Source organism: Thiobacter sp. AK1, from assembly GCF_039822265.1.
Taxonomy (GTDB): Bacteria; Pseudomonadota; Gammaproteobacteria; order Burkholderiales; family Thiobacteraceae; genus Thiobacter; species Thiobacter aerophilum.
The window spans coordinates 1-26,236 of sequence record NZ_JBAJEX010000015.1 but is presented as its reverse complement, the minus strand read 5'-3'; the positions used below and the strand labels follow the sequence as shown (position 1 = coordinate 26,236).

Sequence of the window (26,236 nt, the reverse complement as noted above, 5' to 3'; positions counted from 1 at the left end):
CGCCCTGCGGCAGGGGACTTCTCCTCCATTCACAACCACGCCGCCTACGCCCTGATCGAGCGCGACAAGACCAAGCGCGCGGCCTGACTCGAAGTCCCTGCCTTCGGGGTGCCTTGTGGGAGGGGCTTTAGCCCCGATCGAACTGCCCATCCATAGGGGGCAAACGGCTTCTGGCCCGGCTCAAGCCTGACCCCAGCAAGCGAACAAAGGATCGCTATAGTCGCGCTGGCTGCTATACCGATCGTCCCGCGGCCGTTTCAGCCCTCGCAGCGTCTCGCCGTGCAGTGCGCTAAAACCGGTTTGATCAAGCAACCACAGCAGGAACCCCAGTCGCTCGAAGGGGTGCAGTTCGCTCCAAACCCGGATGGCTTTGGGCGGAAACCACCGGTCCGAAAACGTGAGCACAAACTTCCCGCCCGCGCACAGCACGCGTCGAACCTCCGCAAAGACCGTTGCGGGATCTGTCAGGTACTCCACCGAGGCGGTGCAGATGACTAAATCGAAACTGGCATCGTGAAAGGGCAATCGCGGATTGCTATTGAGATCATGCACCACGCGAGTGTGGAGCCTGGGATTGGCAGCCAGCTCCTCGCTGTTCATACCTAGCCCCGTGACGGCGAGGTCGGCCGGCGCCGTGGGCAGATGGCTTTCCCAGCTGGACATGAGATCGAGCACACGCATGCCAGCCTCGAGAAACCGCGCATACAAGCGCGCCAGCGCGCTGCGGCAGGCGGCGTCGAGATGATGGACCAGCCGCGGGCGGGAATAAAACGCGGAATCGGCTGTCTCGTCGAAGCGGCTCAAGGCGCCCTCGGGTAAGTAGCAGGCGGCCGCCTGGGGGGGCGGCACCTGCATGCCGGGACCCGTGAAGATGTCTCGGAAGCGACCAGGGGCCGCCTCCTCGTGGCTGGACTGCAGGATGAGGCGTACGCTGTGTCCCGCCAGCGGATGATTGAGATCCAAGACCAGGCACGTCTCATCACAACGCAGTAGACGGCAGGGCCGTAAATCCCGGCGGCCTTCCGCGAGGCCGCCAAATGCCAGGCGAGGATAGTAGCGGCCAGGGACAGGCGAGATTGCAAGGCGGAAATCGTGGCGCGCTACGCTCTGGGGTGGTAATCCCACGGGACTGATCCACGACTGGGGATCAAGGTCGCATACCGACTCTGACAGCAGCGACGCGCCGAGTTTAGCAAGCGTGGCGTCCGTGGTTAGGGCCGCTTGCGGCAGAATGAACCGGTCACGCTGCGTCATCTGCCCGCTTTCCCACAGGAGCACCGCCTCGACACTCATCAGATCGCCTCCAGACACGTTGTGGGGCCACGCTGTCAGGAAGCCGTGCTAATAGCTTTGCGTCAGCGTCAGAACATTCCCCTCGCGGCTCATTTGCAGGCGGTTGAGGAAGCTGTTTCCGAGCAGGGCGAAGCCGTCCGGCAGATTGTCCACCACGGTGGCTTCCACCAGATTGAGGGAAATGGCGCCTACCTTCACGTTGTCCAGGGTGACTTTCCATGCGCGCACCACGCCGCCAGCCGTAGATACCGCTCCCTGCGAGGCACCGCTCAGATCGATGCCCAGCTGGCGCGCGGTGTTGGTGCTGAAGGAGACCATGGTGGCGCCGGTGTCCACCATGAAACGGATCGGGCGGCCGTTGATGGAGCCCACCGTGGAGAAGTGCCCGTTGCTGTCGGCGACCAATTTCACCGTGGGTTTGGCCCCGCTGGCGAAACTGGTGGCAATGCGCTGCCCCATGCCTACTTTCTTGCGCTGGCCGTCCATCTCGAACACCGCGCCGCTGGAATCGGCGCTGATGAGCTTGACGCCCTCGGGCGAGCTCTGGCCTACGCTCATCACGCGCGGCGGACCGCCGTTGATGGAGACCATGGCCTTGTTGGCGAACAGGCCCGTGACCTCGATGTCCGTGGCCCAGGCCGGCGCGATGGCCGCAAGGAAGGCCAGGGCCGACAGGGTAAAATGGCGGCGTGAGTGTGCTCCCATGAAAAGTCTCCCATGAAACCCGTTGCAGTTTTCCGTCATGCGCCCACCGAGGGTCCGGGCTATTTTGCCAGCTTTCTCTCGGCGCGGAGCATTCCCATGACCCTTGTTGCGATCGATGCGGGCTCGCCCGTGCCGACGGACGTGTCGGCTTTTTCGGGGCTTGTGTTCATGGGCGGTCCGATGAGCGTCAATGACGATCTGCCGTGGATTGCGCCGGTGTTGGCGCTCATCCGTCAGGCCGTGGCGCGCGACGTGCCGGTACTCGGGCATTGCTTGGGCGGCCAGTTGATGGCCAAGGCGCTGGGTGGAAGCGTGGGGCGTAATCCAGTGAAGGAAATCGGCTGGGGTGAGGTAGAGGTGCTGGACAATCCCGAGGCACGCCTGTGGTTCGGCGATGCCCCGCGACGCTTCGAATCCTTCCATTGGCATGGCGAAACCTTCACCATACCCGAGGGCGCCACGCGCATCCTGGAATCCCCCCACTGCGCCAACCAGGCCTATGTGCTGGGTCCCCACCTGGGCATGCAGTGCCACGTGGAGATGAGCCGCGAGATGGTGGAGACCTGGTGCGCGGTTGGCGCGGAGGAGATCGCCACTGCTGGCGGGCCCGCGGTACAGTCGCCGGAAGAGATCCTGGCCGACTTGGATGGGCGCGTGGCTCGGCTCAACGCCGTCGCCGAGCGCCTCTATAGCCGCTGGATCGCTGGGCTGGCGAGGTGAGGGTAGCCGCGCGGAGGCGGCATGACCGAGTGCGGTCGTGTCGCGGCTAAAGCCCATCCCACAAGGGCGCCTCATCCGGCTCGTGGGAGGCGCTTTAGCGGCGAACCCCCTCGCTAAAAATGATGGGCCACGCGCAGCGTGTCACCTACTCATGTACGTCGCGATACAGTGCTCAGGGAGCACAGCGGAGGAGGGCGGCTTCCACTTCCTGACGCTTCGCCGCGCCGGCGAGCGCTTCGATCAGGGTGAGGGCGAAGTCCATGGCGGTGCCCGGACCGCGCGAGGTGATTACCTTGCCGTCCTGTACGACCGGCTCGTTCACGTAAGTCACGTCTTTTAGCCCCATTCTGTCCACAAAGCCCGGGTAGCTGGTGGCCTTGCGCCCGCTGAGCAGCCCCGCTTCCGCCAGCACCATGGGCGCCGCACAGATGGCCCCGGTGAATTTGCCGGAATCGGCCATGCGCCGTAGCAAATCTTTCACCCGGGGATCCTCATTGAGATGCTTGGCGCCGGGCATACCGCCCGGCAGCACCACCATGTCGTAGTCCTGGCCGAGGGCCTCGTCGAGTGTGGTGTCGGGCACGATCACCGTGCCCCGACTGGCCTTCACCGGGCCAGGTTTGAGTCCTGCGGTGATCACTTCTACGCCGGCGCGGCGCAACAAATCGACGATGGTGACAGCCTCCAGCTCCTCGAAACCTTCAGCCAAGGGAACCAGCACGCGGGCCACGATAAGCTCCTTCAGTCGCGGAAGTTAGTGAACTGCAGGGGAAATTCGGTGATGGATTTGCGCACCAGGGCGATGGTTTCCTGCAGGGTATCCTTCTTGGGGCCGGACACGCGCACGCTCTCGCCCTGGATGCTCGCCTGCACCTTGAGTTTGCTGTCCTTGATGAGCTTGACGATTTTTTTCGCCAACTCTGGCTCGATCCCGGTTTTGACCGTGACGGTGCGCTTGAGCTTGTTGCCGCTGATTTTCTCGGGCTTGCCAAGCTCCAGGCATTTGATGTCGATGCCGCGCTTGATCAGCTTGGCGTTGAGAATGTCCTGCACCTGGTCGAGCTTGAATTCGTCATCGGCATAGACGGTCAACACATAATCGGCCTGCTCGACGCGGGCATCCGAGCCCTTGAAATCGAAGCGGTTGGTGACTTCTTTGTTGGTCTGGTCCACGGCGTTGCGGACCTCTTGCTTATTCACTTCCGAGACGATGTCGAAGGAAGGCATATGTTCTCCTGGATCAGCGGCGTGCTTCTTTGAGCACGTAACTGGTGATGGGCGCACCCGTGCTATCGTCGAACTCGATGGCACATTCGATGGCAAGCCGTGCCAGCGCGTGCGCATCCAGCTTGGGGTTGTCGTAGGAGGCCCACAGCGCGCCCATGGCGTATTCGCTGCCAGCGCCGTAGGCGTAGAAGCGAGAAAACTCCTGCACCGTGCGATGGGCGCCGACACCGAAGATGCCGTGGGGGTTGGCGATGAGCACGTGGATGCGTGAGCTTTCCAGGTCGTCTTCCTTGTCTTCGGCGGGGTTGAGGAAGTAGCGTTCCTTCATGGCTGCGTGGAGTTCCTGCCAGGTACGGAAGATGGTCTGCACGGAATCGAGCCGTGGCGGCGCTTCCAGGCTCGCGAAGTAGTCACGCAGGATGAGGTTGAAGGTGGTCGTGCCAGTGATGGCGATATGGCTGTCGCCGACACGAATGATCTTCTCGTGGTTGGCGATGTAGGTCGCGGATTCCTTAGTGGTGCCCCACTTGGTGAGGGTGTCCGCCGCGATGGCGATCTGGCCTTTCTTTTTGACAACCGCGAGCGTGGTCATGATTGTCTCCTGTGGCGCAGCAATCCTCTATCCAAAGTGACAGACGTAGTCCAATGTCTCCAGGGTTTCGATGTCGAACTGGCTGTTGGCAGGCACATCGAAGGACTCGCCCGCGCGATAGGTCTTCCACTCGTCCTCGCCGGCAAGGCGTACCCGGCACACGCCGGCATTGATCTCCATGCGCTCCGGCGCGCCGGTGTTGAAGGTCAGGATGCTGGGGAAGATCACGCCGCAGGTCTTGCGTGTGCCATCCGGGAACAAAATGGTATGGGAGACGCACTTGCCATTGAAGTAGATGTTGGCCTGCTTGACCACCGATACGTTGTCGAACTGGGACATGGTCGTTCCTCAGCGATGTTTGCGCTTGGCCGCGATACGCATCCTGAGCGCGTTTAAGCGGATGAAACCGGTGGCGTCGCCTTGGTTGTAGGCTCCTTGATCGTCCTCGAAGGTGGCTATGCGTGGATCGAACAGGGAATCGGTGGGTGAATCGCGCCCCACCACCATGGCGCTGCCCTTGTAGAGCTTTAGGCGCACCCAGCCGTTGACGTGTTCCTGGGTGTGGTCGATCAGGGCCTGCAGCGCCTTGCGTTCCGGCGACCACCAGTACCCGTTATAGATCAGGCTGGCGTAGCGAGGCATCAGATCGTCCTTCAGATGCGCCACTTCCCGGTCCAGCGTGATGGACTCGATGGCACGGTGCGCCTTGAGCAGGATGGTGCCGCCGGGGGTCTCGTAGCAGCCGCGGGATTTCATGCCCACGTAGCGGTTTTCCACCAGGTCCAGCCGACCGATGCCGTGCTTGCCCCCCAGACGGTTGAGTTCCGCCAGTAGCGCGGCCGGCGACAGTCGCTCTCCGTTGAGCGCGACGGGATCACCCCGCTCGAATACGATTTCCACGTATTCCGGCTCATCGGGTGCCTTTTCTGGCGAGACCGTCCAGCGCCACATGTCTTCTTCCGGTTCGGCGGCGGGGTTTTCCAAGTGTCGGCCCTCGTAGGATATGTGCAGCAGGTTGGCATCCATAGAGTAGGGCGAGCCGCCGGCCTTGTGTTTCATTTCCACGGGAATGCCGTGCTGTTCCGCGTAGGCTAGCAGTTTCTCGCGCGAGGTAAGATCCCATTCCCGCCAGGGCGCGATGATCTTGATGTCCGGGTTGAGGGCATAGGCGCCCAGCTCGAAACGCACCTGGTCATTGCCCTTGCCGGTTGCGCCATGGGCAATGGCATCCGCGCCGGTCAGCGCGGCGATCTCGATCAGTCGCTTGGCGATGAGGGGACGGGCGATGGAGGTCCCCAGCAGGTATTCGCCCTCATAGACCGTGTTGGCCCGGAACATGGGGAAGACGAAATCGCGCACGAATTCTTCGCGCAGATCGTCGATGAAGATTTCCTTGACGCCCAGTTTTCTCGCTTTTTCCCGCGCGGGCTCGAGTTCTTCTCCTTGACCGATGTCAGCGGTGAAGGTGACTACTTCGCATTGGTAACGGTCCTGCAGCCATTTCAGGATCACCGAAGTATCCAGGCCGCCGGAATAGGCGAGAACGACTTTACGGATGGTGCTCATGGCTAACGCTCAGTGGGTGGGTTGCTGTTTCGTCAGCACGTCCACCTGGCCGGGGAAGTTGCCGACGTTGAGATAATCCAGGTTGACGCGCTCGCTCGCCTGGTCGATCTGGATGCCCACGGGCTCGCCGTTGGCGGCATAGTTGATAGTGATACCTGGCGCTGGTTCCCAGGCGGTTTCCGCCTCGTGGGGTTTGAGCTCTATGTACAAGGCATCCATGTCGCGAAAATAGACGATGTTCATTGGGGAGTCTCGATGCGGCCGAGGAGGAGATATTCCATGAGCGCCTTCTGGGTGTGCAACCGGTTTTCCGCCTCGTCCCACACCACGCTTTGCGGGCCGTCGATGACCTCGGCCGCCACTTCCTCGCCGCGGTGGGCTGGCAGGCAATGCATGAACAGGGCATCGGGCTTGGCCACGCGCATCATGTCCGCGTCCACCTGCCAGTCGGCAAAGGCGCGCCGCCTTTCCTCGTCCTCCGCTTCGAAGCCCATACTGGTCCACACATCCGTGGTCACCAGGTCGGCTCCCTTGGCGGCTTCCATAGGATCGGCGAACTCTTCGTAGTGGTCGGTGCCATACAGGCCTGCGCGCTCCGGTTCCACTTCATAGCCTGGCGGGGTGGAAACGTGGACATTGAAATCGAAAACCTCGGCCGCCTGCAGCCAGGTGTTGCATACGTTGTTGGAGTCGCCGATCCAGGCCACCGTCTTGCCCTGGATGGGGCCCCGGTGCTCGATGTAGGTGTAGATGTCGGCCAGAATCTGGCATGGATGGTATTCGTTGGTCAGGCCATTGATCACGGGCACGCGCGAGTGGCACGCGAAGCGCTCGATGGTCTCCTGTTCGAAGGTGCGAATCATCACAATGTCCGACATGCGCGAGATCACCTGCGCCGCATCTTCCACCGGTTCGCCGCGCCCCAGCTGCGAGTCGCGCGTGTTGAGATAGATGGCGGTGCCCCCGAGCTGGTGCATGCCCGCTTCGAAAGACAGGCGGGTGCGTGTGCTGGCCTTCTCGAAGATCATCACCAGCGTGCGGTCGTGCAAGGGGTGATAGGTCTTGTAGGCCTTGAATTGCGCCTTGATCCAGCGCGTGCGTTCGAACAGGTATTCGAACTCGTCGCGGCTGAGATCCTTGAACTGGAGGAAATGCTTGATCGGACGTTGTTGTGGCATGACGCCTCCTCAAGCCTTGCCGGCTGCGCCCAGAAAGGTCTTGATCACGGGCACCAGGCCGTCGATCAAGTGCTGCGCCTCGTCCTCGCGTAGGATCAAGGGCGGCACCAGGCGCACGATGCGTTCCGAAGTGACGTTGACCAGCAGCCCGGCTTCCAGTGCGCGGGTGACAATCTCGCCGCAGGGCCGGTCGAGCTCGATGCCTAGCATCAGCCCATGGCCGCGCACCTCGACCACGCCCGGCACATCCTTGAGCGCATCTGTAAGGCCGGCGCGCAGGTAGGCCCCGACGCGCACCACGTTATCCAGCAGCTTCTCTTCTTCGATGACGCGCAGTACCGTCAGACCGGCCGCGCAGGCCAACGGGTTGCCGCCAAAGGTGGACCCGTGATTGCCGGGCTTGAAGACTTCCGCCGCCGGCCCGCGGGCGAGGCAGGCGCCGATGGGCACGCCGCTGCCCAGCCCTTTGGCCAGCGCCATTACGTCCGGCTTGATGTCCGCGTGCTGATGGGCGAACCAGGTGCCGGTACGGGCGATGCCGCTTTGCACTTCGTCCAGCATGAGGAGCAGCCCCTTCTCGTCGCAAAGGCGGCGTAGTCCCGCCAGATAGTCCCGATTGGGGATGTTGATGCCGCCTTCGCCCTGCACCGGCTCCACCAGGATGGCGACGATGTTGGGATTGTGTTCCACCGCCTGACGGACCGCCTCCACATCGTTGTAGGGTACACGCGCGAAGCCGCTCACCAGAGGCTCGAAGCCCGCCTGCACCTTGCGGCTGCCGCTGGCGGTGAGGGTGGCCAGAGTGCGGCCGTGGAAGCTCTTTTCCATCACTAGGATGGTGGGCAGGTCGATGCCCTTCTGATGGCCATAGAGGCGGGCCAGCTTGATGGCTGCCTCATTGGCTTCCGCACCCGAGTTGCAGAAAAAAGCGCGGTCCATGTCCGCCAGTTGGCACAGCCGCGTCGCCAACGCCTCCTGCAAGGGGATCTGGTACAGGTTGGAGGTGTGAATGAGCTTTTGCGCCTGCTCGCACAGGGTGGCGGCCAGTCGCGGATGGGCATGGCCCAGGGTGTTGACGGCGACGCCGGCGACCGCATCCAGATAGCGTTTGCCATTGGTGTCCCACAGCCAGACGCCTTCCCCCCGTTCGAAGGCCACAGGCAGCCGGGCATAGGTGTTCATGAGGTGCGACATTTTCGATCCACCAAAAAGCACACGGCGGCCAGGGCCGCCGTGCGTGTCCGCGGAAAGGCTTAGTTTAGCCGAAAACCACGCCGCTGTGCTGCCAGCCGTAGGCCATGAAGAACAGCATGGGGATGGACAGCATGGTGTTGAAGCGGGAAGCGAGGAAGGCGACCCGGCGCGCCTTGGCCTTCTCTTCGTCGCTGGCCGGGGCCAGGCCCAGGATTTTCTTCTGGTTGGGCCAGATCAGCACCCAGACGTTGAACAGCATGATGGTGCCTAGCCAGGCACCAATGCCGATGCCGGCGAAGCCGTGCTGTAGCGTGAAAGCCGGCACGAAATGCTGGCCCAAGAGGGCGGCGCCGGCCAGCCAGGTGACCACTGCCGCCCAGCGGAAAAACAACAGGGCCCGCGGCGCCACGTGCTTGGTGATGCCGGCAGCGGTGCCATCCTCGGTGGCCGCTTTGAGGGCGGCGACCTGGACGAAATTGAAGTAGTACAACAACCCGATCCACATCACTCCGGCCAGGAAGTGAATCCAGCGGGCGAGTGCGAGTTCCATTGTTCTCCTCCCTTACATCAGAAAGTTTTTGACGATGACGTAGAGCACTAGGGTCAACACGAGCCCGGAAATGACCGTGCCCCACAGGGAATCCAGGGGATTGTTCATCGTTCGTTCCTCCTTAAGCTGTTAGATGTTCGGGAAAGACTAACTAATTCCCTCGGATATTTTTCAGCAAAGCGTGGTCTCACGCAAGGAAAAGCTGGGCCGGGACGGGCGGATTGGCCCCCCAAGCGCTCAAGGAGCGGGCTGCCCTGCCGAAATTTTGCTTGTGACCGCATCAGAATTTTTGCTGACCCAGTCCGCGGAATGATAGAATGCGAATATTATGAAAATCTCAACGAACGACCTGATCATCAAAGGTGTCACGACCTCCGGGCGCAAGTTCCGGCCGAGTGACTGGGCAGAACGTCTGGCGGGCGCCCTGGGCGCCTTCGGGGATGACAACCGGGTGAGCTATTCGCCCTATGTGCGGCCCGTCACCTTGGAAGGGGTAGGCTGTGTGGTGGTTTCACGGGCACTCAAGGAAGTGGACCCGCGCGCTTACGAGTTTCTGATGGGCTTCGCGCGGGACAACGATCTCACCGTGATCGACGGGGCAGTGTGGGTGACCACTCGCGGCGCCGAGGCGGCGGCAGGCGGCTAAAGCGCTCGGGGTCGCGGCGGCTGGTCGCGCAAAACGAAAAAGCCGACGCTTTCGTCGGCTTTTTTGCGTGTCGTGGCCCGGCTTAGGCCATGGCCTTGATGGCGGCGGACAGCCGGCTTTTGTCGCGGGCGGCTTTGTTCTTGTGCACGATCTTCTTGTCGGCGATGCGGTCGATCACCCGCTGGGCCTCGCGGAAGACTTCCTGCGCAGCGGCCTTGTCGCCGGCGGCGATGGCCTTGCGAACTTTCTTGATGGCGGTACGCAGGCTCGAGCGCAGGCTCGCATTGTGCATGCGGGCTTTCTCCGCCTGGCGCGCGCGCTTGCGGGCTTGTGCTGAGTTGGCCATGGGAACTCCTGAAGATACGAACTGGAAAAGCTGCCAATTCTACGGGGGATGCGCGCCATTTGCAATGTCGACAAGGGCTATGCCTCGCGGCGGCCAGCCAAAGGGGCTACCATACGAAACTTTGCGCCGCCTCTCCATGAACCTGCTCAAAGCTCTGGCCACCGTGGGCTCTATGACCCTTCTGTCGCGCATTCTGGGTTTCGTGCGCGATGCGGTGATCGCCCGCGCCTTTGGCGCAGGGTTGATGACGGACGCCTTTTTCGTCGCCTTCAAGATTCCGAACCTGTTGCGGCGACTGTTTGCGGAAGGGGCCTTCTCCCAGGCCTTCGTGCCCATCCTGGCGGACTACCGCACTACCCGCACGCCGGACCAGACGCGGCAGCTGGTGGACCACGTATCGGGCATGCTGATGCTCGCTCTGTTCATCGTCACCGTGCTGGGCGTGCTGGCCGCGCCGTGGGTGGTGACCGTGAGCGCGCCTGGTTTCGTGGCCGAGCCGGGCAAGTTTGCCCTCACCGTGGCCATGCTGCGCATCACCTTTCCCTACATCTTGTTCGTGTCTCTGGTCGCGCTCGCGGGGGGCATCCTCAACACTTACAGCCGCTTTTCCGTGCCCGCCTTCACGCCGGTGCTGCTCAACCTGTCCATGATCGCCGGGGCCCTGTGGCTTGCGCCCCACATGGATCCACCGGTGCTGGCGCTCGCCTGGGCGGTGTTCTTGGGTGGAGTGCTGCAGCTCGCTTTTCAGCTACCCCATCTGGCGCGGCTCAAGCTTTTGCCGCGGCCGCGGTTGGATTTCCGCGACGAGGGCGTCTGGCGCATCCTCAGGCTCATGGGTCCGGCCGTGTTCGGTGTGTCGATTGCTCAGCTGTCGCTGCTCATCAACACCATCTTCGCCTCCTTTCTTGCGACCGGCAGTGTCTCCTGGCTCTATTACGCCGACCGCTTGATGGAGTTTCCCACCGGCATGCTGGGTGTGGCCCTGGGCACCATTCTCCTTCCCAGTCTGTCGCGCCACCACGCAACCGCTTCCCACGAGGAATACGTGAAGCTCCTGGACTGGGGTTTGCGTCTTACCTTCCTATTGGCGCTGCCCTCGGCCCTGGCCCTGGCGCTACTCGCCGTGCCTTTGATCACCACGCTGTTCCATTATGGCGAGTTTTCCAGCCACGACGTGTGGATGACGCGCCAGGCGCTGATGGCCTACAGCCTGGGGCTCATCGGGCTGATCATGGTGAAGGTGCTCGCTCCCGGTTTCTACGCCCGGCAGGACATCAAGACACCGGTGAAGATAGCCGTGATCACCCTGCTCGCCACGCAGGCCATGAATTTGCTGTTCATTGGCCCACTCAAACACGCGGGACTCGCCCTGGCCATCGGCCTCGGCGCGTGCATCAACGCCGGGCTGCTCTATCACCGCCTGCGGCGCGCGCAGATTTACCAACCGCAACCGGGCTGGGGCGCTTTTCTGGCGCGCGTGCTGGTGGCGCTGGCGGCCATGGGAGGTGTGCTGGCCTGGGGAATGGGGCCGGCAAACGAGTGGCTTGCGGCGTCGGCCTGGAAGCGCGTCGCGCATCTCGGTGCACTGGTCCTGGCAGGTGCGGGCAGCTATTTCGGCGTGTTGTTCGCTCTCGGGCTGCGGCCACGGGACTTCGTGCGCCGCGCGGCCGAATAGACCACTGACGTGCTCAACGGCTATTTAGGCGTACAAAAGTAGGTGGCAAGCGGCGCAACCGAATCGTCACGCCCGGGCGAGGACGAGTCCGTCATGGCCGCGAAAGGGGCGAGGGGAGGGGGCACCCTGCTGAGGTCATGCTCAATGGAATCGGACGCTTATGCTGAACGTGCTGAACTTAACCGAGCGCGCCTGTCATGCCCACGCAGGGGTCGCGCTCACCATCGGCAATTTCGATGGCGTGCATCGTGGCCATCAAGCCATGCTGGCGCGACTCAAGGAAGCGGCGGCGCACCGGGGCCTGCCGGCGGCGGTGATGACTTTCGAGCCCCATCCGCGGGAATTCTTCACGCCAACGCAGGCGCCCGCGCGACTCACAAGCCTGCGCGAGAAGCTAGAGCTGATGCAAGCCTTGGGTGTGGACTTGGTTTATCTGTGCCGCTTCGGTTCCCGCTTCGCTGCGCTCACGGCCGAGGAATTCATCGCCCGCATCCTGCTCGACACGGTGCGTGCCAAATGGGTGCTGGTGGGTGACGATTTCCGCTTTGGCGCGCGGCGTGCCGGCGATTTCACGCTGCTCGCGAGGGCTGGTCGGCAATACGGCTTCGAGGCGGAGACCCTGCCCAGCGTGCTGGTGGACGGCACGCGGGTATCCTCCACGGCGGTGCGAGAGGCGCTGGCCGCCGGCGACATGGCATGGGCCGCCAGACTGCTCGGTCGGCCCTACAGCATCAGCGGTCGCGTGGTGCACGGCGACAAGCTGGGCGTGCAACTGGGCTTTCCCACTGCCAATATCCAAATGAAGCACAACCGGCCGCCGTTGTCCGGCATCTTTGCGGTAGAATTGTGCGGCCTTGACGGCGCTATCTCCGGGCAGTGCCTGCCTGGGGTGGCGAGCCTGGGTGTGCGGCCTACGGTCAAAGAAAACGGTGTGCCCACCCTCGAGGTGCACGTCTTCGATTTCCACGAACGCCTCTATGGCGCCCATGTGCGGGTGAATTTCCTGCACAAGTTGCGCGACGAGGAAAAATACCCCACGCTGGAAGCCCTCATCGCCCAGATCGAGCGCGACGTGGCGGAGGCAAGGCGTTTTTTTGATGCCAGGGCGCAAAGGGGGCCAAGCCATCAAGGATGAGGTAAGTGCGCAACAGCTTTGCGTCGTCCCCGCGCGAGCGGGGACCGAGCAAAACGGGCGTGACATCAATGCTGTGGATTCCAAGTTCCGCCGCAATGACGGTTCACACGCAACCTGTCACCTGCTTTCGTAACAAGCGATGCAACCCCGTCGTTTCCCAACTCGTGCGTCTTTGGCGTTGGATTTCATATGGCTGATTACAAGAGCACGCTAAACCTGCCGGACACGCCGTTCCCCATGCGCGGTGATCTGGCCAAACGCGAGCCCGGCATGCTCGCGCGCTGGCAGCAGAACCGTCTCTATCAACGCGTCCGGGAAGCCGCGCAGGGTCGGCCCAAGTTCATCCTGCACGATGGGCCGCCTTATGCCAATGGCGACATCCACATTGGCCATGCGGTGAACAAGGTGCTCAAGGACATCATCGTCAAGAGCAAGACCCTGGCCGGCTTCGACGCGCCCTATGTGCCGGGCTGGGATTGCCATGGCCTGCCCATCGAGCTGCAGGTGGAAAAGGAATACGGCAAGGACATCGACCCGGCACGCTTCCGACAATTGTGCCGGGCCTATGCTGCGAGCCAGATCGAACGCCAGAAGAAGGATTTCATCCGCCTGGGCGTCTTGGGCGATTGGGACCACCCCTATCTCACCATGGACTACCGCTTCGAGGCGGACATCATGCGCTTGCTGGGCCAGGTGCTGGAAAACGGCTACCTGTATCAGGGCCTCAAACCTGTGCACTGGTGTGTGGACTGTGGTTCCGCTTTGGCCGAGGCGGAAGTGGAATACGAGGACAAGACCTCGCCCGCCATCGACGTCGCCTTTCCGGTGCTGGACCCTGCCGTGCTCGCCCAGCGCGTGGGGCTCGAAGCGCTACCCGAGGCAACCTTCGCCGTCATCTGGACCACCACTCCGTGGACCCTGCCGGCCAACCAGGCCATCAGCGCCCATGCCGATTTCTATTACGACCTGGTACAGACCGAGAAGGGCGTGCTGCTGATTGCGCGCGATCTGGTGGAAGCCTGCATGGCCCGCTACGGTATCGCCCAATGGGAGGTGCTGGCGAGTATAAGAGGCACGAGCCTGGAGGGTGTCATGTTCCGGCATCCTTTCTATGCGCGCGAAGTGCCGTTGATCCTCGGCGAACACGTGACCCTGGAGGCGGGCACAGGCCTGGTGCACACCGCACCCGGTCACGGTTTGGAAGACTACGTCGTCGGCTTGCGCTACGGGCTGCCGGTGGACAACCCCGTGGGCGACGATGGGCGCTTCCGCGCCGACACGCCGCTGGTGGGTGGGCAGTCGGTGTGGGCTGCCAACAAGACGGTGATCGAAGCGCTCGCCAATGGGGGACGGCTAATGTGCCAGCAGACCCTGAAGCATAGCTATCCCCATTGCTGGCGCCACAAGACGCCGATCATCTTTCGCGCCACGCGTCAGTGGTTCATCGGCATGGACCGCGTGGGGCAGGGTGGGGAAAGCTTGCGCAGCCGCGCGCTCGACGAGGTGGAGCGCACTCGTTTTTTCCCCGCCTGGGGCCGGCCCCGGCTGGAGGCCATGATCCGCAACCGGCCCGACTGGTGTGTCTCGCGCCAGCGTAACTGGGGCGTGCCACTGCCGCTTTTCGTGCATCGGCAGACCGGGGAGCTGCATCCGCGCACCCGCGAGCTCATCGAAGAAGCCGCGCGACGCGTGGAGCAAGCGGGCATCGAAGCCTGGTTCAGTCTCGATCCGCAGGAGCTACTAGGCACGGAGGCGGCCCACTACCACAAGGTGACGGATACACTGGATGTGTGGTTCGACTCCGGCGCCACGCACGCCTGCGTGCTCAAAGTGCGCCCCGAGCTCAATCATCCCGCGGATCTCTACCTGGAAGGCTCGGACCAGCACCGCGGCTGGTTTCAATCTTCCTTGCTTACCGGTTGCGCCACCGATGGCCACGCGCCCTTCCGGGCCCTGCTCACCCACGGTTTCGTGGTGGACGGCCAAGGGCACAAGATGAGCAAATCCCGCGGCAATGTGGTCGCGCCGCAAAAGGTGATCGACACCCTGGGTGCCGACATTCTCCGCCTGTGGGTAGCGGCCACCGATTACTCCGGTGAGCTTTCCATCTCGGACGAGATTCTCAAACGGGTGGTGGAAGCCTACCGGCGGCTACGCAACACACTGCGCTTCTTGCTGGCGAATCTCGCGGATTTCGATCCCGCGCGCGATGGCTTGCCGGTGGAGGCGTGGTTCGACATCGACCGCTATGCCTGGGTGATGACCAGCGACCTGCAGGCGGAACTGGAAACGCACTATGCCGAGTTTGAATTCCACCACGTGGTGCAGAAATTGCAGACCTTCTGCTCCGAGGACCTGGGCGGCTTCTATCTGGACATCCTCAAGGACCGGCTCTACACCAGCGGGCAGAATTCCCGGGCACGGCGCTCCGCCCAGAACGCCCTCTACCACATCACCCATGCCTTGACGCGGCTTCTCGCGCCGGTGCTTAGCTTCACCGGCGAGGAAGTGTGGGCGGTGCTCACCGGACGCGAGGACGACAGCGTGTTTCTGCAAACCTGGTATCGCCATGATCTGCCCAAGGATGCGCCGGCCCTGCGAGCCAAGTGGCAGGCCATCCGCGAAGTGAAGGCCGCGGTGCAGAAGCGGCTGGAGGAAGTGCGCGCGGCCGGCGGCATTGGTTCATCGCTGCAGGCCGAGGTGGAGATTCACGCCAGCGGCGCGAAATACGCGGTGCTGCGCGAGCTGGAAGACGACCTGCGCTTCGTGCTCATCACCTCCCGCGCCGAAGTGATCGAGGCGCCGGACGCCGCCCATGAGCGTATCGAGGTCACACCTAGCCCCCATCCCAAGTGTGAACGCTGCTGGCACTGGCGGGCCGACGTGGGTAGCGACCCGGCTCATCCGACCCTGTGCGGCCGTTGCCTCGCCAACCTGTTTGGCGGCGGGGAGCCGCGCCGCCATGCTTAAGGCGCGACGCTTCTCCTGGTACGGCTTGGCGGTCGTCCTCATCGCACTGGATCAGGCGAGCAAGGCCTGGGTGACGACCCATTTCCTGCCGGGCGAGCAGCGCACCGTGACGCCCTTCTTCAACCTGGTGCTGGCCCACAACACGGGCGCCGCCTTCAGCCTGCTGGCCGAGGCCGGGGGCTGGCAGAGGGTGTTTTTCATCGCCGTGGCGCTTATCGCCACTGCCGTCATCGTCTGGCTCATCGAGCGGCACCGTGAGGAACCCCGCTTCTGTTTCGCCCTGAGCCTGATCTTGGGCGGCGCGCTGGGCAATCTCATCGACCGCCTGCGTCTCGGCTACGTGGTGGACTTTCTCGACTTCCATGCCGCAGGCTGGCACTGGCCGGCCTTCAACGTTGCCGACACGGCCATCACCGTCGGCGCGCTCCTCTTGGTGTGGGACAGCCTGCGTCGTGGCACTGCGTCCAAATCATGAAGCGCGTGGGCTGGGGCGATACGATCTTGCTCCACTACCGCCTGGCAGCGGGGGTGGGTGAGGTGGTGGAGAGCACCTTTGAAGGCGAACCCGCAGTGCTCACCTTGGGTACAGGGGAACTGGCAGAGAATCTGGAACGCTGTCTGATCGGCTTGCAACCCGGGGAGACCCACGTTTTTTTACTGCAGCCCGAGCAAGCCTTTGGCGCGTGCGATCCGGCGCGCGTGCATCGGCTGCCGCTCGCCGCCTTTCCGCCGGAGATGCCGGTTACACCGCGGGCGTTGATCGAATTCGCCCTGCCCAACGGTAGCCGGTTGTTGGGTACGGTCCTGGAGCGGGACGCAAAGACCGCTTTGGTTGACTTCAACCATCCCTTGTGCGGTTGCCCTGTGCAGTTCGAGGTGCAGGTGCTGGAAATCAGGGCGCCGGCGAATCCGGAGCCGGCACCACGTTGATGGCGTGGGCGCCCTTCTCGCCGTGGGAAATGTCGAAGGTGACCCGCTGCCCGCCACGCAGGGTGCGGTAGCCGTCCATCAGGATGGACGAGTAGTGGACAAACAGATCCTCACCTTCCTCGGGCTGGATGAACCCATAGCCCTTGCTATTGTTGAACCACTTGACGATGCCCATGGCCATGGCGACCTCCTCCTCTCTACTTTCGCGACAGTCCGGCGGATGCCGTAAAAGCTTGTTATTATTGAAAACCTCTTATTACTAAAACATTCGGGGCGAATATGCAAGTGATTCTGGCCAACCCGCGGGGGTTCTGCGCTGGCGTGGATCGGGCCATCGAAATCGTGGAGCGGGCACTGGAACGTTTTGGCGCGCCGATCTACGTACGCCACGAGGTCGTGCACAACCGCTTCGTGGTGGAAAACCTCAAGGCACGCGGCGCGGTATTCGTGGACGAACTCTCCGAAGTGCCCACTGGGGCGACCGTCATCTTTAGCGCCCATGGCGTGTCCCGCGCGGTGCGCGAGGAAGCCGCAGCGCGGGGGTTGCGGGTGTTCGATGCCACCTGCCCACTGGTGACCAAGGTCCACGTGGAAGTGGCACGCATGCATGCTGCCGGTAAGGAAATCATCATGATCGGCCACCAGGGCCACCCCGAGGTGGAAGGCACCATGGGGCAGGCCGAGGGCGGCATGTATTTGGTGGAAAGCCCGGAGGACGTGGCGCAGCTGACGGTCAAGGATCCGGACAACCTCGCCTTCGTCACCCAGACCACCCTCTCGGTGGACGATGCCGCGAAAATAATCGAGGCGCTACGCGCACGCTTTCCCCAGATCCAGGGTCCAAAGAAGGACGACATCTGCTACGCGACTCAGAACCGCCAGGATGCCGTCAAACGCTTAGCGGCCGAATGTGACGTGGTTATCGTCGTCGGCTCCAAGAACAGCTCCAACTCCAACCGCCTGCGCGAGGTGGCGGAGAACCTGGGCGCCACTGCCTTCCTGGTGGATAGCGCCGCAGACCTTAACGCCGCTTGGTTTGCGGGCGCAAAGCGCGTAGGCCTCACTGCCGGCGCCTCGGCCCCCGAGGCGCTGGTGCAGGAAGTGGTAGCCTGGCTCACACACCTCGGCGCCCAGGTTACCGAGCTCGAATCTTCGCCCGAGGTGGTGCATTTCCCTTTGCCGAGGGTGTTGGCCTCCGATGCGCCGTCCAGCCTAGGTGTTCCAGGCCGGGCCAATGACTAACGCCTGGCTCAAGCGCCGGTTCAACCGTGCCAGGCAGACAGCTACGCCTACCAACACACATCAACTGGTAAGCTCCCCCCAGAAACGGATTTGACTCCCTGTTCGTTGATGGAAAAACTTCCACACTGATCCCCTGCCTGACTTCCTTGGGGCGTTGCCGTCAGCGTATAGCTGGTCGCGCTAGGTGTATTCAAAGCCAGGGTGTAGAAGCCATGTTCGCTTGCGCTGGGGTAAATACCGCCAACGCCTAAGGTGGCCCCGGAGTACGTATTGCGCTCCGTGTAATAGCGCTCCAGAGCCTGAACGGCGCCCAGTAGCGCAGCTCTCGCTTCGGCCCGGCGCGACCTCTGTACATACTCGACGTACGAGGGGTAGGCGATGGCCGCCAGAATGCCAATGATCGTCACGACGATCATCAGTTCTACCAATGTGAAACCGCTATTTTTCGACCCAGACATTTTTTGCTTCTCCAGTAGTCAGATCGATATCAGCGCTAATCCGAGTTCCCGTCCGCAACTCAAAGAGAGAGCCTTGCCGCCCGCCCGAGAACACCCTCGTGTTTCTCACCAGGCGAAAACGCGCTCCATTCTGCAAGTGAATTGCCCCAGTCGGGACGTCGATCGTGTCGATCGTGCCTTGCAGGTGTACCAGGCTCGGTGAAGGGGGCGACGCAGGCTTGACCGGGGCCGCCATCCCGCTTGTGACAGAAGGTGAGCCCACCACCTGCACCGTAAGTCCGGTGCCGGGTAATACGGCCAACAAGACGAACGATAGCAACGAAGGCTTGTGCATGGCGAACCTCCTAATCATTCAAAGATTTCAACCCAAGAAGTCCGGCCTTGGTTCACGTTGCCTCCGGTCTCCTTGATCGACTCGACATTACCCGCCGACGTGTTCACGTACTTGGTTTCCGTGGGTTTTTTCTTGAGTTTATCTTCGTCTCGCAGAAAGCCGGGGGAGACGGGGATACTTGAAATCTTTCTGCCCGAGACATGTGCCTCACCTAGCATATCTGCACTGGTGATGAACCCATCCCCGTTGACGTCGAACACACCGGTCGTAAGGCGATTGCCTGTGTAGAGGTCGAATTCCTGGATCCAACCGTCACCACCATAGGAGCACAAAGCAGTGCTGGGGATCATCGTCGCAAAGATGGCACGGCCGGACCGTATCACAGGATCGGTCACATCCCTTTCGGCGATCGAACTCGCGCCGTACTGGGGTAGGTTCATGTACCATCCCTTTTTGGTTGAGTAATACGCGCTCTGGGTGATGGTATTGTCACCCGCGAACGTCGCATCCGCTGGGACGCCTACTGCATGGGTGGTCAAGCGGTAGGTTTTGCCATCAGGGCCAACATAAGTGTTAATGACGGATTGCTGAACTAGATCGGATGGCGTGACTTTGTCGCTACTGCTGCCTGTGTTTTTGTCCCAAATGCCGTAGATTGTCTGCACGTCTGTCGTGCTGTTGTCACCGCTGGCAATGTAAGAGCCAGTACCAAAGGTGACCAAATAACCGCCCTGCGGATGCCGCGCAACATCGGGACGTACCATGATTGGTTTGGTGGTTGTCCCGGTGCTGAACAGCGGTTGGGGCGTCGATCCACTCATAAACGCGGATTTCCAGTTCGACGGGTTGTTATTAGTCAGATCGAACTTCCACAGGTTGCCCTGCAGATCACCGGCGTAAACGTAATCCACCACATAGTCCCCATCCACGTCTATTGCGACGGGGGTCGCCAAGCCATTCGGGGTGGTACTCGAACCCGACTTGGTGGTGATTTTGCTGATCAAATTTCCATTCTCGATATCGACCACATAGAGCACTGCATATCCGGTCGAGCTGGCAGCGCCGTCGGCCTCGGTATTGTTGTAACCGTTGCCAAATATGGCGGCCCATTTGGTCGTGCCGCTTCCTGATCGAACCTTCACGATAATGGGCTGCCCATACGTATAGCCCAAATCGGGATCATCGGCGTCCGTAAATTCCCACCGGACGATATTGCTGGCATTGGCTTCGTTGAAGCTGCTCGGGTCGGTAATATCCAGCGCAAAGATACCCTGACCGCCCCCTCGTAGGCCGCTTACCAGGATCGTGTGCCAATTGCCGCCATAGAACACATCTCCCACGGTCGGTGTGCCGTCCACGAAATAGCGATGGGAATAAGCAGGGTCAGTGAAAGCCCCGAAATTTCGATATACCGGGGTCGGCACGTACGCGAACAGCTCCTGACCGCTGTTGGCGTCGAACGCGTGCAGCATGCCATCATTGGCACCCACGTAAAGTACCGGAGTGCGGCTGGCGCGCGCGCTATAGAAGCTCGCATAGTCTACTGCTTCCAGTGTCGGCGGATAGTAGAAAGCGGGCGCTGCAACGTACACGGGTGAAGACGTGGCGATGTCGCCCAGCTTGCTGGTGGGTCGAGGACGGAATTTTGGCGTGCACGTCATGCACTCCTGGCTTGCATCCCCCCGAATGTACTTGAGTCGCAAATTGCCAAACCCGTCCACTGTACCTGCCATGTTTTTACTGAGCCAGTTAGATTGGGGGGCGTCCAGTTCGGTGGGGCCGGGCGCGCTGGGATTGACGGGCCAGCGAAAGGGGATGCCCCGGCTGCCAAACGGTGCCGAGCGTTTATAGGTCAGGATGTTGCGGCCAGTATCCCAGTTTTGTCCATTGATGATCTGTCCCGCGTCCCAGCTCGGGGTGGCGGCCAGGGTGCCACCCGATGCGACCGCATAGGCGAGGAGTTGGCCGCTCCAGTCGCCCGAGTTGAAGCGCGCTTGATAGACAAAGGCGCCGGAATTCCATGTGCTCGTGTTCAGCGTAACCGCGCTCGCTGCGCCGGTCTTCGAAGTGATGTCCTGGGCGATGGCCGCAAACGCGTTATTGAGGGCTGTGGCGTCGGAGGCAAAGTAGGCTGCGCTCGTTCCTCCTGTCGCGGCCATCGCATTCATGGCGGCGACGGCAGTGGTGTTTGCAACCGAATCACCGAGGGCCACGATGTAGGTGTTGATGTCATATGTATTGCCGCCGAACGTGGCCGCTCTCAGACTGTTGATAGCGTCGAGCACACCCTGTACGGCGGGTTTCCAGGTCCAGGTGTTGGTGGTTGCATTGTAGATCCCGCCCTGGTCGCTCAAGGGCCACATATCGCCATTGGTTTTCGCGGTGGGCATGCCATCCGTGGCGAGCACCACGAAATTCTTTTGGCAGCTGGCCTGGATTGGGCTGCTTGCGCCCGTGAAATAATTCTTCGCCGATGTCAGGCTACCTTCCAGCGGCGTGAAGGTCGCAGCATTTTTGATTTCTGGTGTCGTGGGCGTGCCGGGGGTCTCGGCAGGACTTTCGGTCTCGGATCCAAGCAGCGTCATCAAGGTGTTGTAGTGAGACGTGGAATCGTTCTGGATGCTTTCCAGCAGTTTACCCTTTCCAGTGACGCCTGAGGGGCTGATATAACCCCAGCCTCGCGGCAGATTGAGCTGTCTTTGATAGGCGGCCGCAGCATAGCCGCACAAGTCAGGGGCGCCATAGGGCGTAGTGGTGAACCCGGCATCGGTAGGACAGAAACCCAGCGTGCCAACCGAGGCGCTAAAATCGCTGGCATTCCAAGCGCCCCCGGTGCTGTGAATTTTATAAGCCTTATACTGTTTCTCCGTGGCGGCGCCGGACTTGGGAATCAACCACAGAGCGGGACCAAAGTTGGTGGGCGTGTAGAGCGCGTCCAGGATGTTTAGGTCATCGCTCGATTTGTCAAAAGTGACGTAATTTCCACCGGAGAATGGCTGGGGATTTGCCACGCAGCGTAACCCGCCGTGACTGGTGGACGTGCCAATTCCATTGCTGCCAATGCCCGTGCAGTCATCGGTGAATTCCATCGTGCCACTACCGGGTGTCGCCCCAGGGTTGCCCATGTAATACGCATAGGTGAACCATTTTTGAGGCGTGCTGGCCAGTTCGAAGCTCATCAGTCCCCAGCGGAAAGCCGTGCGGTAGTTGGTGATAAGCTCGCGCAATGCCCCGCGGGCGATGTTGCCGCGTGTATTGGGGTCATCCCCATTTGTAATGGTTCCCGCCATGAAGGCATCCATGGATTGGCTGTTATCGTAAATTACCAGGACGTTTGGTGTGACGCCGCTACTGAGAAAGAGGGGCGACTGAGACAAGGCGAGGGGGGCGGCAACAGTGCTGCCTGCGAATCCAAAGAGCAGGGTCAAAGGTATGCTACGAAGCAAACGCATTCTCATGGTTGCCTCCTATTGTTGGCGTACGTAGGTGGACTGCAACATCACCCGCGTTTCGCTTCTTGCCCCGTATCCCAGCGCGGTGATGCGGTACGCGCTCCGGTTGGCTTGCGGTTTGATGCCTAGCGCCACCGATTCCCCTACGACCGCGGGCGGGGGGGGGAGCTTTTCAATGATGTAGCGGGGTTGTTGCGTCACGTTCGCTAAAGCGGTGGCACCCGTAAAGGCGCCATAGGTGCGGGTAACAGCAGCGTTTGTCCAATCGATGGTGGCGAATTGGGGCACGCCAGTCGTGGAATAGGTGCACAGTCCGTTAGCACAGGTGGAAGAAAAGACGGTGGCCACGTTGACATTCGCGTCGATGTCCCGTTCCGCATCCCGCAACGCAGCTTCCGCAGCCTGGAAGGCCAAGTTCCGGTCACGGCTGTTGCCCACGATCCGCTCCTGAATCGTGGTGGTATTTAGCGCCGCCATAGTCAGCACACCGATGGCGACGATAAACAGGAGCGCCATGATGAGGGACGATCCTTGCTGCGAGCTGTTCATGGTGTCCGATTCCTCAGGTTGACCGCCACGGAGAAGGTGCTGCGAAAACGGCGATCGGCCGGAACGTAAACAACACCGTCGAACGTGTAGGGTTGCGGGCTCGTGGTCACGTTGTTCTCGGGACTAACCAATAGGAGATTGATTCGGGCCGCGACCACCTTGGTCCAGTCTGAGACCGATGCAGCTTTTTGCCACACGTTTGCGACCTGGTCTCCATCGGTGTCCACCCCGTATTCGAGCTGGAGGTTATCGACGCCGACTGCGATTTCTTCCGGTTGGGGCGCCCCAGTAAGCGCGGGAACCGTATAGCGCCAAAGCGAATTGATACCCGGGTGGATGCTACTTCCCGCCACGTAGTAGGTGATGCTAGCCAGGCGCAGAAGCGTAGCGTCAGGCCCGAATATGTGCCCTAAGTTCTTTGTGGAATTGCCAGGTGTGCCGAGGCCAGTGTTGTGTACCACGCTCCCGCTCGTGCCAGGATTTGCATTGGTAATCTGCAGGATTGCACTGGCTGCGCAGTCCTGTGCCAAAACGATGTCGAACTGCCTGAGTTTGTTGCCTGCACCGACGTGAATGTCAGCGGAGGTACTCGGCATACCTGGCGGGGTGACCTGTGCGCCGGCATCAAAGGCCGCCCATACCGTGACTACGTCGCGCCCCGCTAGCGGTGATGGGGATAAACCAGATACGGCTGGGTCCAACGCGGGCGCCCAAGACGCAGCGGTCGCGTCGTTGCCTAAAATGACCTTGGTGTAGTCATAAAAAAAGCTGCTGCTACTGTTTAGAGTGTTGACTGGAGTGGTGTCCGTCGCGCAACCTCGGTAGCCCGCCATGCGAATGTCTCTGGACATGGTTTCGAGTGCGAAGCGCGCCTGCTCCTGCAGGCGAGCGACGGCTGCATTGTTGCGCCAGACCCCCTTGCTGTTGACATAGACCGTTGCGATCACTGCCGTGAGAAACAGAGCGATGGCGACCCCAATCAGGAGTTCGACCAGACCAAAACCGTGATCTCGTTTCATGGCCGCACCAGTGCGCTGAAAAATTTTGGTTGGCCGGACTTGTCGTCCGTCCACCAGACCTTTACGGCAAGACTTTCACCTACGCCATCGCAGGCGGGTGCGTCTGGCGAGCCGTCCTCGGGCGTGGAGTCGATGCATACCACTCCCGTCCCGTTCGGCAATGCGGAAGCAAGATCATCCCGCCATGCCCAATAGTCATATTGGGCCATTTGGGCCGGTGTGCACCCTGTGGCCACACAACCCGGGTTGCTGGGGACGCCAGTGAGGTTGGAATAGGCGCCCGTAGTGAAGCCAGCCATGTTTGCGCGGATGCGGTCACCTATGTCGTAGGCAAAAGCCACGGCTTTCGTGCGCAGCACACTTGAAGCATTGTTTTGCATGGATACTGTCAGCGCGCCGGCCAGGCCGAGTAGTCCCAAGGAGATCACCAGTACCGTGATGAGCGCTTCTAGAAGCGTGAATCCGCCTGCGCGATCCTTCATTAACACAGGTAATCCTCCCGCAGGTAGATGGTTCCAGCGGAAGTCAAAGTAATCTGGCCTCCGCGAACCCCGCTACGTCCATCACATATGTTGAGCGTCACTTGTGGGCCGATCAGAAAACCTCGTCCATTGAACCCAACCGCCGTTACTGCTGGCGTGGCTGCAACGGTAGTGGCCGGTGGGTACGCCTCATGCTGTCGGATCGTAGGCTCCCCTGCCTCCTGGCTACCGTTGGCGTTCGAGTCCACCCAGACCTGCCAGCCGCCCGCGAACTCATTACCGGCCGCCGGACCGAGTGCCGTCACGTAAACAGGGATCCCCCTCTTGACGGCTTCGCTCTTGGCAAAAGTGAACGCGGACATTAGATCGGTCCGCGTGGCCTGAAGACGATTGTTCATCAGCATGGTGCGAAACGAGGGCACAGCCAGAGTTACCAGGATGGCAAGTACCGCAACCGTGGTGAGGAGCTCTATCAATGTGAAACCCTTGGCCTGCATAAATCATCCTCGTCGAAGCCGCCAGGGGCGGGCGTGGCTGCTGGATGGCATTGCAGTTCGTAGGTTAGCGATATTCCCCAGGCATTCCAATGTTCCAGCCGACGAGCGGTGAGGACATTAGAATAAACGGTCAAAGCGACATTTTTCCTGAGGACAGATTGCGCACCTCGCGTGGCTTCACGGCGTAGAATAACCAGATGTCCATGAGGCGGCTTGTTTGACTTCGGATTTCCTCATCATCGGTGCCGGTGCCATCGGTTGTGCCACGGCCCTGGAGCTGGCCGCGGCCGGCGCGCGAGTGACCCTGGTCGAGCGCGGGGTGGTGGGCGGTGAGTCGTCCTGGGCGGGCGCTGGCCTGCTGTTTCCATTGGTTCCGTGGGATTACCGGCCGGAGGTCGTGGCCCTTGCCCAGGCGGGGCGGCGGCTGTTTGCGGGCTGGGCGGCGGGGCTTCAGGCCGAGTCCGGGGTGGACCCCGAGTATCTGGAAAGCGGGCTCATCATCTTGCCGCCTTACGATCGTGAGGCGGCGCTAGGGTGGGCGGCGCGGGAGGGCGAGGCGTTGGCGGAGGTCAATCCCCGGCTGGTGGAGCCTGCGCTTGATGCCGGCGGCCCTGCGTTGTGGCTGCCGGGTGTGGCGCAAGTGCGCAATCCCCGGCTCATGGCGGCATTGCGCGGTGCGCTACTCGCGCGGGGCGCGCGGATCGTCGAGCAGGCGGGCGAGGTACGCCTGCGGATCACAAGGGGTCGGCTGGAGGCGGTGGAAGGCTTGAATGGCCGTCGCTGGCAGGCGGACACCTACATCGTCAGCGCAGGGGCGTGGAGTGGGCGGCTGTTGGAACCCTTGGGCGTGCCGGTCCCGGTCTATCCCGTGCGGGGGCAGATGCTGCTGTTTCGCTTGGCGCCGGGCCAGCTCACGCGCCTGCTCATCAAGGCGGGGCGCTACGTCATTCCCAGGCGCGACGGGCATGTCCTGGTGGGCAGCACGCTGGAGGAGGCCGGCTTCGACAAAACCGTGACGGAAGCTGCTCGGGACGATCTCATCGCCTGGGCTCAGAGCCTGGTGCCGGCCTTGCGTGGCCAGGTCCCTGTCGCCCAGTGGGCGGGCCTGCGGCCAGGTAGCCCGGACAACGTGCCCCTCATCGACTGCCATCCCACCGTGGCCAACCTCTGGGTCCACACGGGGCACTTCCGCTATGGCGTCACCATGGCGCCGGCTTCGGCGCGCCTGCTTGCTGATCGGCTGCTGGGGCGTAAGCCCCTGCTCGACCCCGCTCCTTACGCCTGGCCGGGGAGCGGACCCTACGCTGATTCTGTTTCACGCCGATGAATTGTTGTCAACAAATAGAACTGTCCGGTCTTAAAGCACGTAAACTGTCCGCTTTTCTCCTGTGGGAAGGTATCCCACAGTCAGGTGCCGCGGCGGACCTTTGCTGCAGTCTGCAACTTGGGTTTGAGCAACTGCCCTTGGGCATCGTA

At 61.7% G+C, this 26,236-nt stretch carries 28 protein-coding genes; 9 read left to right on the top strand and 19 right to left on the bottom strand.

The window, feature by feature from the left end; translation table 11 throughout:
• Positions 1 to 180: 180 nt before the first annotated feature.
• Together V6E02_RS12345 and V6E02_RS12340 are read right to left on the bottom strand one after the other, a co-directional pair.
• Complete coding sequence (locus V6E02_RS12345) at positions 181 to 1,293, bottom strand: methyltransferase domain-containing protein (RefSeq protein WP_347309111.1); 1,113 nt, start codon at positions 1,291 to 1,293, stop codon at positions 181 to 183.
• A 48-nt stretch (positions 1,294 to 1,341) separates the two neighbouring features.
• Positions 1,342 to 1,998 carry a retropepsin-like aspartic protease family protein gene (locus V6E02_RS12340; RefSeq protein WP_347309110.1) on the bottom strand — a complete coding sequence of 219 codons (657 nt, stop codon included), beginning with the start codon at positions 1,996 to 1,998 and terminating at the stop codon, positions 1,342 to 1,344.
• Positions 1,999 to 2,010: 12 nt separating this feature from the next.
• On the opposite strand from V6E02_RS12340, the gene V6E02_RS12335 reads away from it, so the two are divergent.
• Entirely contained in the window at positions 2,011 to 2,718 is a 708-nt protein-coding gene (locus V6E02_RS12335) for a type 1 glutamine amidotransferase (RefSeq protein WP_347309109.1), read from the top strand.
• Positions 2,719 to 2,890: 172 nt separating this feature from the next.
• On the opposite strand, the gene V6E02_RS12330 is transcribed toward V6E02_RS12335, so the two are convergent.
• The 9 genes from V6E02_RS12330 to V6E02_RS12290 form a co-directional block, all read right to left on the bottom strand.
• The gene (locus V6E02_RS12330; RefSeq protein ID WP_347309108.1) at positions 2,891 to 3,448 is read right to left on the bottom strand and encodes a DJ-1 family glyoxalase III; all 558 of its coding nucleotides are present in this window, start codon (positions 3,446 to 3,448) and stop codon (positions 2,891 to 2,893) included.
• Positions 3,449 to 3,459: 11 nt separating this feature from the next.
• Positions 3,460 to 3,945: a YajQ family cyclic di-GMP-binding protein gene (locus V6E02_RS12325; RefSeq protein WP_347309107.1), complete on the bottom strand. Its 486-nt coding sequence runs from the start codon at positions 3,943 to 3,945 to the stop codon at positions 3,460 to 3,462.
• A gap of 13 nt (positions 3,946 to 3,958) precedes the next feature.
• The gene (locus V6E02_RS12320) at positions 3,959 to 4,537 is read right to left on the bottom strand and encodes an MFS transporter (RefSeq protein ID WP_347309106.1); all 579 of its coding nucleotides are present in this window, start codon (positions 4,535 to 4,537) and stop codon (positions 3,959 to 3,961) included.
• A 27-nt stretch (positions 4,538 to 4,564) separates the two neighbouring features.
• Entirely contained in the window at positions 4,565 to 4,876 is a 312-nt protein-coding gene (ppnP, locus tag V6E02_RS12315; protein ID WP_347309105.1) for a pyrimidine/purine nucleoside phosphorylase, read from the bottom strand.
• Positions 4,877 to 4,885: 9 nt separating this feature from the next.
• Positions 4,886 to 6,103 carry an argininosuccinate synthase gene (locus V6E02_RS12310; protein WP_347309104.1) on the bottom strand — a complete coding sequence of 406 codons (1,218 nt, stop codon included), beginning with the start codon at positions 6,101 to 6,103 and terminating at the stop codon, positions 4,886 to 4,888.
• Positions 6,104 to 6,112: 9 nt separating this feature from the next.
• Positions 6,113 to 6,346 carry a DUF2283 domain-containing protein gene (locus V6E02_RS12305; protein ID WP_347309103.1) on the bottom strand — a complete coding sequence of 78 codons (234 nt, stop codon included), beginning with the start codon at positions 6,344 to 6,346 and terminating at the stop codon, positions 6,113 to 6,115.
• Positions 6,343 to 7,281, bottom strand: a complete 939-nt coding sequence (argF, locus tag V6E02_RS12300; RefSeq protein ID WP_347309102.1) for an ornithine carbamoyltransferase — start codon at positions 7,279 to 7,281, stop codon at positions 6,343 to 6,345. Before argF ends, V6E02_RS12305 begins: the two co-directional genes overlap by 4 nt.
• Before the next feature lie 9 nt (positions 7,282 to 7,290).
• Entirely contained in the window at positions 7,291 to 8,475 is a 1,185-nt protein-coding gene (locus tag V6E02_RS12295; protein ID WP_347309101.1) for an acetylornithine transaminase, read from the bottom strand.
• Positions 8,476 to 8,539: 64 nt separating this feature from the next.
• On the bottom strand, positions 8,540 to 9,025 hold the full coding sequence (locus V6E02_RS12290) for a urate hydroxylase PuuD (RefSeq protein WP_347309100.1): 486 nt from the start codon (positions 9,023 to 9,025) through the stop codon (positions 8,540 to 8,542).
• A gap of 328 nt (positions 9,026 to 9,353) precedes the next feature.
• Here V6E02_RS12290 and V6E02_RS12285 point away from each other — a divergent pair, with 328 nt between their 5' ends.
• Positions 9,354 to 9,671 carry a DUF3579 domain-containing protein gene (locus V6E02_RS12285; RefSeq protein ID WP_347309099.1) on the top strand — a complete coding sequence of 106 codons (318 nt, stop codon included), beginning with the start codon at positions 9,354 to 9,356 and terminating at the stop codon, positions 9,669 to 9,671.
• A gap of 82 nt (positions 9,672 to 9,753) precedes the next feature.
• Here the strand turns inward: V6E02_RS12285 and rpsT are convergent, their stop codons facing one another.
• Entirely contained in the window at positions 9,754 to 10,017 is a 264-nt protein-coding gene (gene rpsT, locus V6E02_RS12280; protein WP_347309098.1) for a 30S ribosomal protein S20, read from the bottom strand.
• A 136-nt stretch (positions 10,018 to 10,153) separates the two neighbouring features.
• Here rpsT and murJ point away from each other — a divergent pair, with 136 nt between their 5' ends.
• From murJ to V6E02_RS12255, 5 genes are all read left to right on the top strand, one after another.
• Positions 10,154 to 11,692, top strand: coding sequence for a murein biosynthesis integral membrane protein MurJ (murJ, locus tag V6E02_RS12275; protein ID WP_347309097.1), 1,539 nt, complete (start codon positions 10,154 to 10,156; stop codon positions 11,690 to 11,692).
• Positions 11,693 to 11,852: 160 nt separating this feature from the next.
• Positions 11,853 to 12,827 carry a bifunctional riboflavin kinase/FAD synthetase gene (locus tag V6E02_RS12270; RefSeq protein ID WP_347309096.1) on the top strand — a complete coding sequence of 325 codons (975 nt, stop codon included), beginning with the start codon at positions 11,853 to 11,855 and terminating at the stop codon, positions 12,825 to 12,827.
• Positions 12,828 to 13,016: 189 nt separating this feature from the next.
• Positions 13,017 to 15,797 carry an isoleucine--tRNA ligase gene (ileS, locus tag V6E02_RS12265; protein ID WP_347309095.1) on the top strand — a complete coding sequence of 927 codons (2,781 nt, stop codon included), beginning with the start codon at positions 13,017 to 13,019 and terminating at the stop codon, positions 15,795 to 15,797.
• A complete protein-coding gene (lspA, locus tag V6E02_RS12260) occupies positions 15,790 to 16,272 on the top strand; it encodes a signal peptidase II (RefSeq protein ID WP_347309094.1) in 483 nt (160 codons plus the stop codon). The genes ileS and lspA overlap by 8 nt, the downstream gene beginning before the upstream one ends.
• Positions 16,269 to 16,727 (top strand): FKBP-type peptidyl-prolyl cis-trans isomerase, encoded by a 459-nt coding sequence (locus V6E02_RS12255; RefSeq protein WP_347309093.1) that lies wholly within the window; start codon positions 16,269 to 16,271, stop codon positions 16,725 to 16,727. Before lspA ends, V6E02_RS12255 begins: the two co-directional genes overlap by 4 nt.
• On the opposite strand, the gene V6E02_RS12250 is transcribed toward V6E02_RS12255, so the two are convergent.
• Positions 16,690 to 16,908, bottom strand: coding sequence for a cold shock domain-containing protein (locus V6E02_RS12250; protein WP_347309092.1), 219 nt, complete (start codon positions 16,906 to 16,908; stop codon positions 16,690 to 16,692). The two genes, V6E02_RS12255 and V6E02_RS12250, sit on opposite strands and share 38 nt — an antisense overlap.
• A 98-nt stretch (positions 16,909 to 17,006) precedes the next feature.
• Here V6E02_RS12250 and ispH point away from each other — a divergent pair, with 98 nt between their 5' ends.
• The gene (gene ispH, locus V6E02_RS12245) at positions 17,007 to 17,969 is read left to right on the top strand and encodes a 4-hydroxy-3-methylbut-2-enyl diphosphate reductase (protein WP_347309091.1); all 963 of its coding nucleotides are present in this window, start codon (positions 17,007 to 17,009) and stop codon (positions 17,967 to 17,969) included.
• Between the two features lie 47 nt (positions 17,970 to 18,016).
• On the opposite strand, the gene V6E02_RS12240 is transcribed toward ispH, so the two are convergent.
• From V6E02_RS12240 to V6E02_RS12215, 6 genes are all read right to left on the bottom strand, one after another.
• A complete protein-coding gene (locus tag V6E02_RS12240) occupies positions 18,017 to 18,385 on the bottom strand; it encodes a type IV pilin protein (RefSeq protein ID WP_430626806.1) in 369 nt (122 codons plus the stop codon).
• A gap of 390 nt (positions 18,386 to 18,775) precedes the next feature.
• Positions 18,776 to 22,219, bottom strand: a complete 3,444-nt coding sequence (locus V6E02_RS12235; protein WP_347309089.1) for a pilus assembly protein — start codon at positions 22,217 to 22,219, stop codon at positions 18,776 to 18,778.
• 9 nt (positions 22,220 to 22,228) lie between these two features.
• Positions 22,229 to 22,762 carry a pilus assembly PilX family protein gene (locus V6E02_RS12230; protein ID WP_347309088.1) on the bottom strand — a complete coding sequence of 178 codons (534 nt, stop codon included), beginning with the start codon at positions 22,760 to 22,762 and terminating at the stop codon, positions 22,229 to 22,231.
• Positions 22,759 to 23,781, bottom strand: coding sequence for a PilW family protein (locus V6E02_RS12225; RefSeq protein ID WP_347309087.1), 1,023 nt, complete (start codon positions 23,779 to 23,781; stop codon positions 22,759 to 22,761). Before V6E02_RS12225 ends, V6E02_RS12230 begins: the two co-directional genes overlap by 4 nt.
• Positions 23,778 to 24,263 carry a type IV pilus modification protein PilV gene (gene pilV / locus V6E02_RS12220; RefSeq protein WP_347309086.1) on the bottom strand — a complete coding sequence of 162 codons (486 nt, stop codon included), beginning with the start codon at positions 24,261 to 24,263 and terminating at the stop codon, positions 23,778 to 23,780. The genes V6E02_RS12225 and pilV overlap by 4 nt, the downstream gene beginning before the upstream one ends.
• Entirely contained in the window at positions 24,263 to 24,760 is a 498-nt protein-coding gene (locus V6E02_RS12215) for a GspH/FimT family pseudopilin (RefSeq protein WP_347309085.1), read from the bottom strand. Before V6E02_RS12215 ends, pilV begins: the two co-directional genes overlap by 1 nt.
• 217 nt (positions 24,761 to 24,977) lie before the next feature.
• Between V6E02_RS12215 and thiO the strand changes: the two genes are divergently transcribed.
• On the top strand, positions 24,978 to 26,087 hold the full coding sequence (gene thiO / locus V6E02_RS12210) for a glycine oxidase ThiO (protein WP_347309084.1): 1,110 nt from the start codon (positions 24,978 to 24,980) through the stop codon (positions 26,085 to 26,087).
• The last annotated feature ends 149 nt before the right edge of the window (positions 26,088 to 26,236 follow it).

Coding starts and splice junctions, on each gene's coding strand:
- V6E02_RS12290 (WP_347309100.1), bottom strand. CDS start 9,025: ATGGAACTCGCACTCGCCCGCTGGATTCACTTCCTGGCCGGAGTGATG.
- V6E02_RS12255 (WP_347309093.1), top strand. CDS start 16,269: ATGAAGCGCGTGGGCTGGGGCGATACGATCTTGCTCCACTACCGCCTG.
- V6E02_RS12320 (WP_347309106.1), bottom strand. CDS start 4,537: ATGACCACGCTCGCGGTTGTCAAAAAGAAAGGCCAGATCGCCATCGCG.
- V6E02_RS12250 (WP_347309092.1), bottom strand. CDS start 16,908: ATGGCCATGGGCATCGTCAAGTGGTTCAACAATAGCAAGGGCTATGGG.
- V6E02_RS12340 (WP_347309110.1), bottom strand. CDS start 1,998: ATGGGAGCACACTCACGCCGCCATTTTACCCTGTCGGCCCTGGCCTTC.
- V6E02_RS12225 (WP_347309087.1), bottom strand. CDS start 23,781: ATGAAACGAGATCACGGTTTTGGTCTGGTCGAACTCCTGATTGGGGTC.
- ileS (WP_347309095.1), top strand. CDS start 13,017: ATGGCTGATTACAAGAGCACGCTAAACCTGCCGGACACGCCGTTCCCC.
- V6E02_RS12270 (WP_347309096.1), top strand. CDS start 11,853: ATGCTGAACGTGCTGAACTTAACCGAGCGCGCCTGTCATGCCCACGCA.
- V6E02_RS12285 (WP_347309099.1), top strand. CDS start 9,354: ATGAAAATCTCAACGAACGACCTGATCATCAAAGGTGTCACGACCTCC.
- lspA (WP_347309094.1), top strand. CDS start 15,790: ATGCTTAAGGCGCGACGCTTCTCCTGGTACGGCTTGGCGGTCGTCCTC.
- rpsT (WP_347309098.1), bottom strand. CDS start 10,017: ATGGCCAACTCAGCACAAGCCCGCAAGCGCGCGCGCCAGGCGGAGAAA.
- V6E02_RS12305 (WP_347309103.1), bottom strand. CDS start 6,346: ATGAACATCGTCTATTTTCGCGACATGGATGCCTTGTACATAGAGCTC.
- V6E02_RS12335 (WP_347309109.1), top strand. CDS start 2,011: ATGAAACCCGTTGCAGTTTTCCGTCATGCGCCCACCGAGGGTCCGGGC.
- V6E02_RS12235 (WP_347309089.1), bottom strand. CDS start 22,219: ATGAGAATGCGTTTGCTTCGTAGCATACCTTTGACCCTGCTCTTTGGA.
- pilV (WP_347309086.1), bottom strand. CDS start 24,263: ATGAAGGATCGCGCAGGCGGATTCACGCTTCTAGAAGCGCTCATCACG.
- argF (WP_347309102.1), bottom strand. CDS start 7,281: ATGCCACAACAACGTCCGATCAAGCATTTCCTCCAGTTCAAGGATCTC.
- V6E02_RS12230 (WP_347309088.1), bottom strand. CDS start 22,762: ATGAACAGCTCGCAGCAAGGATCGTCCCTCATCATGGCGCTCCTGTTT.
- V6E02_RS12345 (WP_347309111.1), bottom strand. CDS start 1,293: ATGAGTGTCGAGGCGGTGCTCCTGTGGGAAAGCGGGCAGATGACGCAG.
- V6E02_RS12295 (WP_347309101.1), bottom strand. CDS start 8,475: ATGTCGCACCTCATGAACACCTATGCCCGGCTGCCTGTGGCCTTCGAA.
- V6E02_RS12215 (WP_347309085.1), bottom strand. CDS start 24,760: ATGCAGGCCAAGGGTTTCACATTGATAGAGCTCCTCACCACGGTTGCG.
- V6E02_RS12310 (WP_347309104.1), bottom strand. CDS start 6,103: ATGAGCACCATCCGTAAAGTCGTTCTCGCCTATTCCGGCGGCCTGGAT.
- ispH (WP_347309091.1), top strand. CDS start 17,007: ATGCAAGTGATTCTGGCCAACCCGCGGGGGTTCTGCGCTGGCGTGGAT.
- ppnP (WP_347309105.1), bottom strand. CDS start 4,876: ATGTCCCAGTTCGACAACGTATCGGTGGTCAAGCAGGCCAACATCTAC.
- V6E02_RS12325 (WP_347309107.1), bottom strand. CDS start 3,945: ATGCCTTCCTTCGACATCGTCTCGGAAGTGAATAAGCAAGAGGTCCGC.
- V6E02_RS12240 (WP_430626806.1), bottom strand. CDS start 18,385: ATGATCGTCGTGACGATCATTGGCATTCTGGCGGCCATCGCCTACCCC.
- murJ (WP_347309097.1), top strand. CDS start 10,154: ATGAACCTGCTCAAAGCTCTGGCCACCGTGGGCTCTATGACCCTTCTG.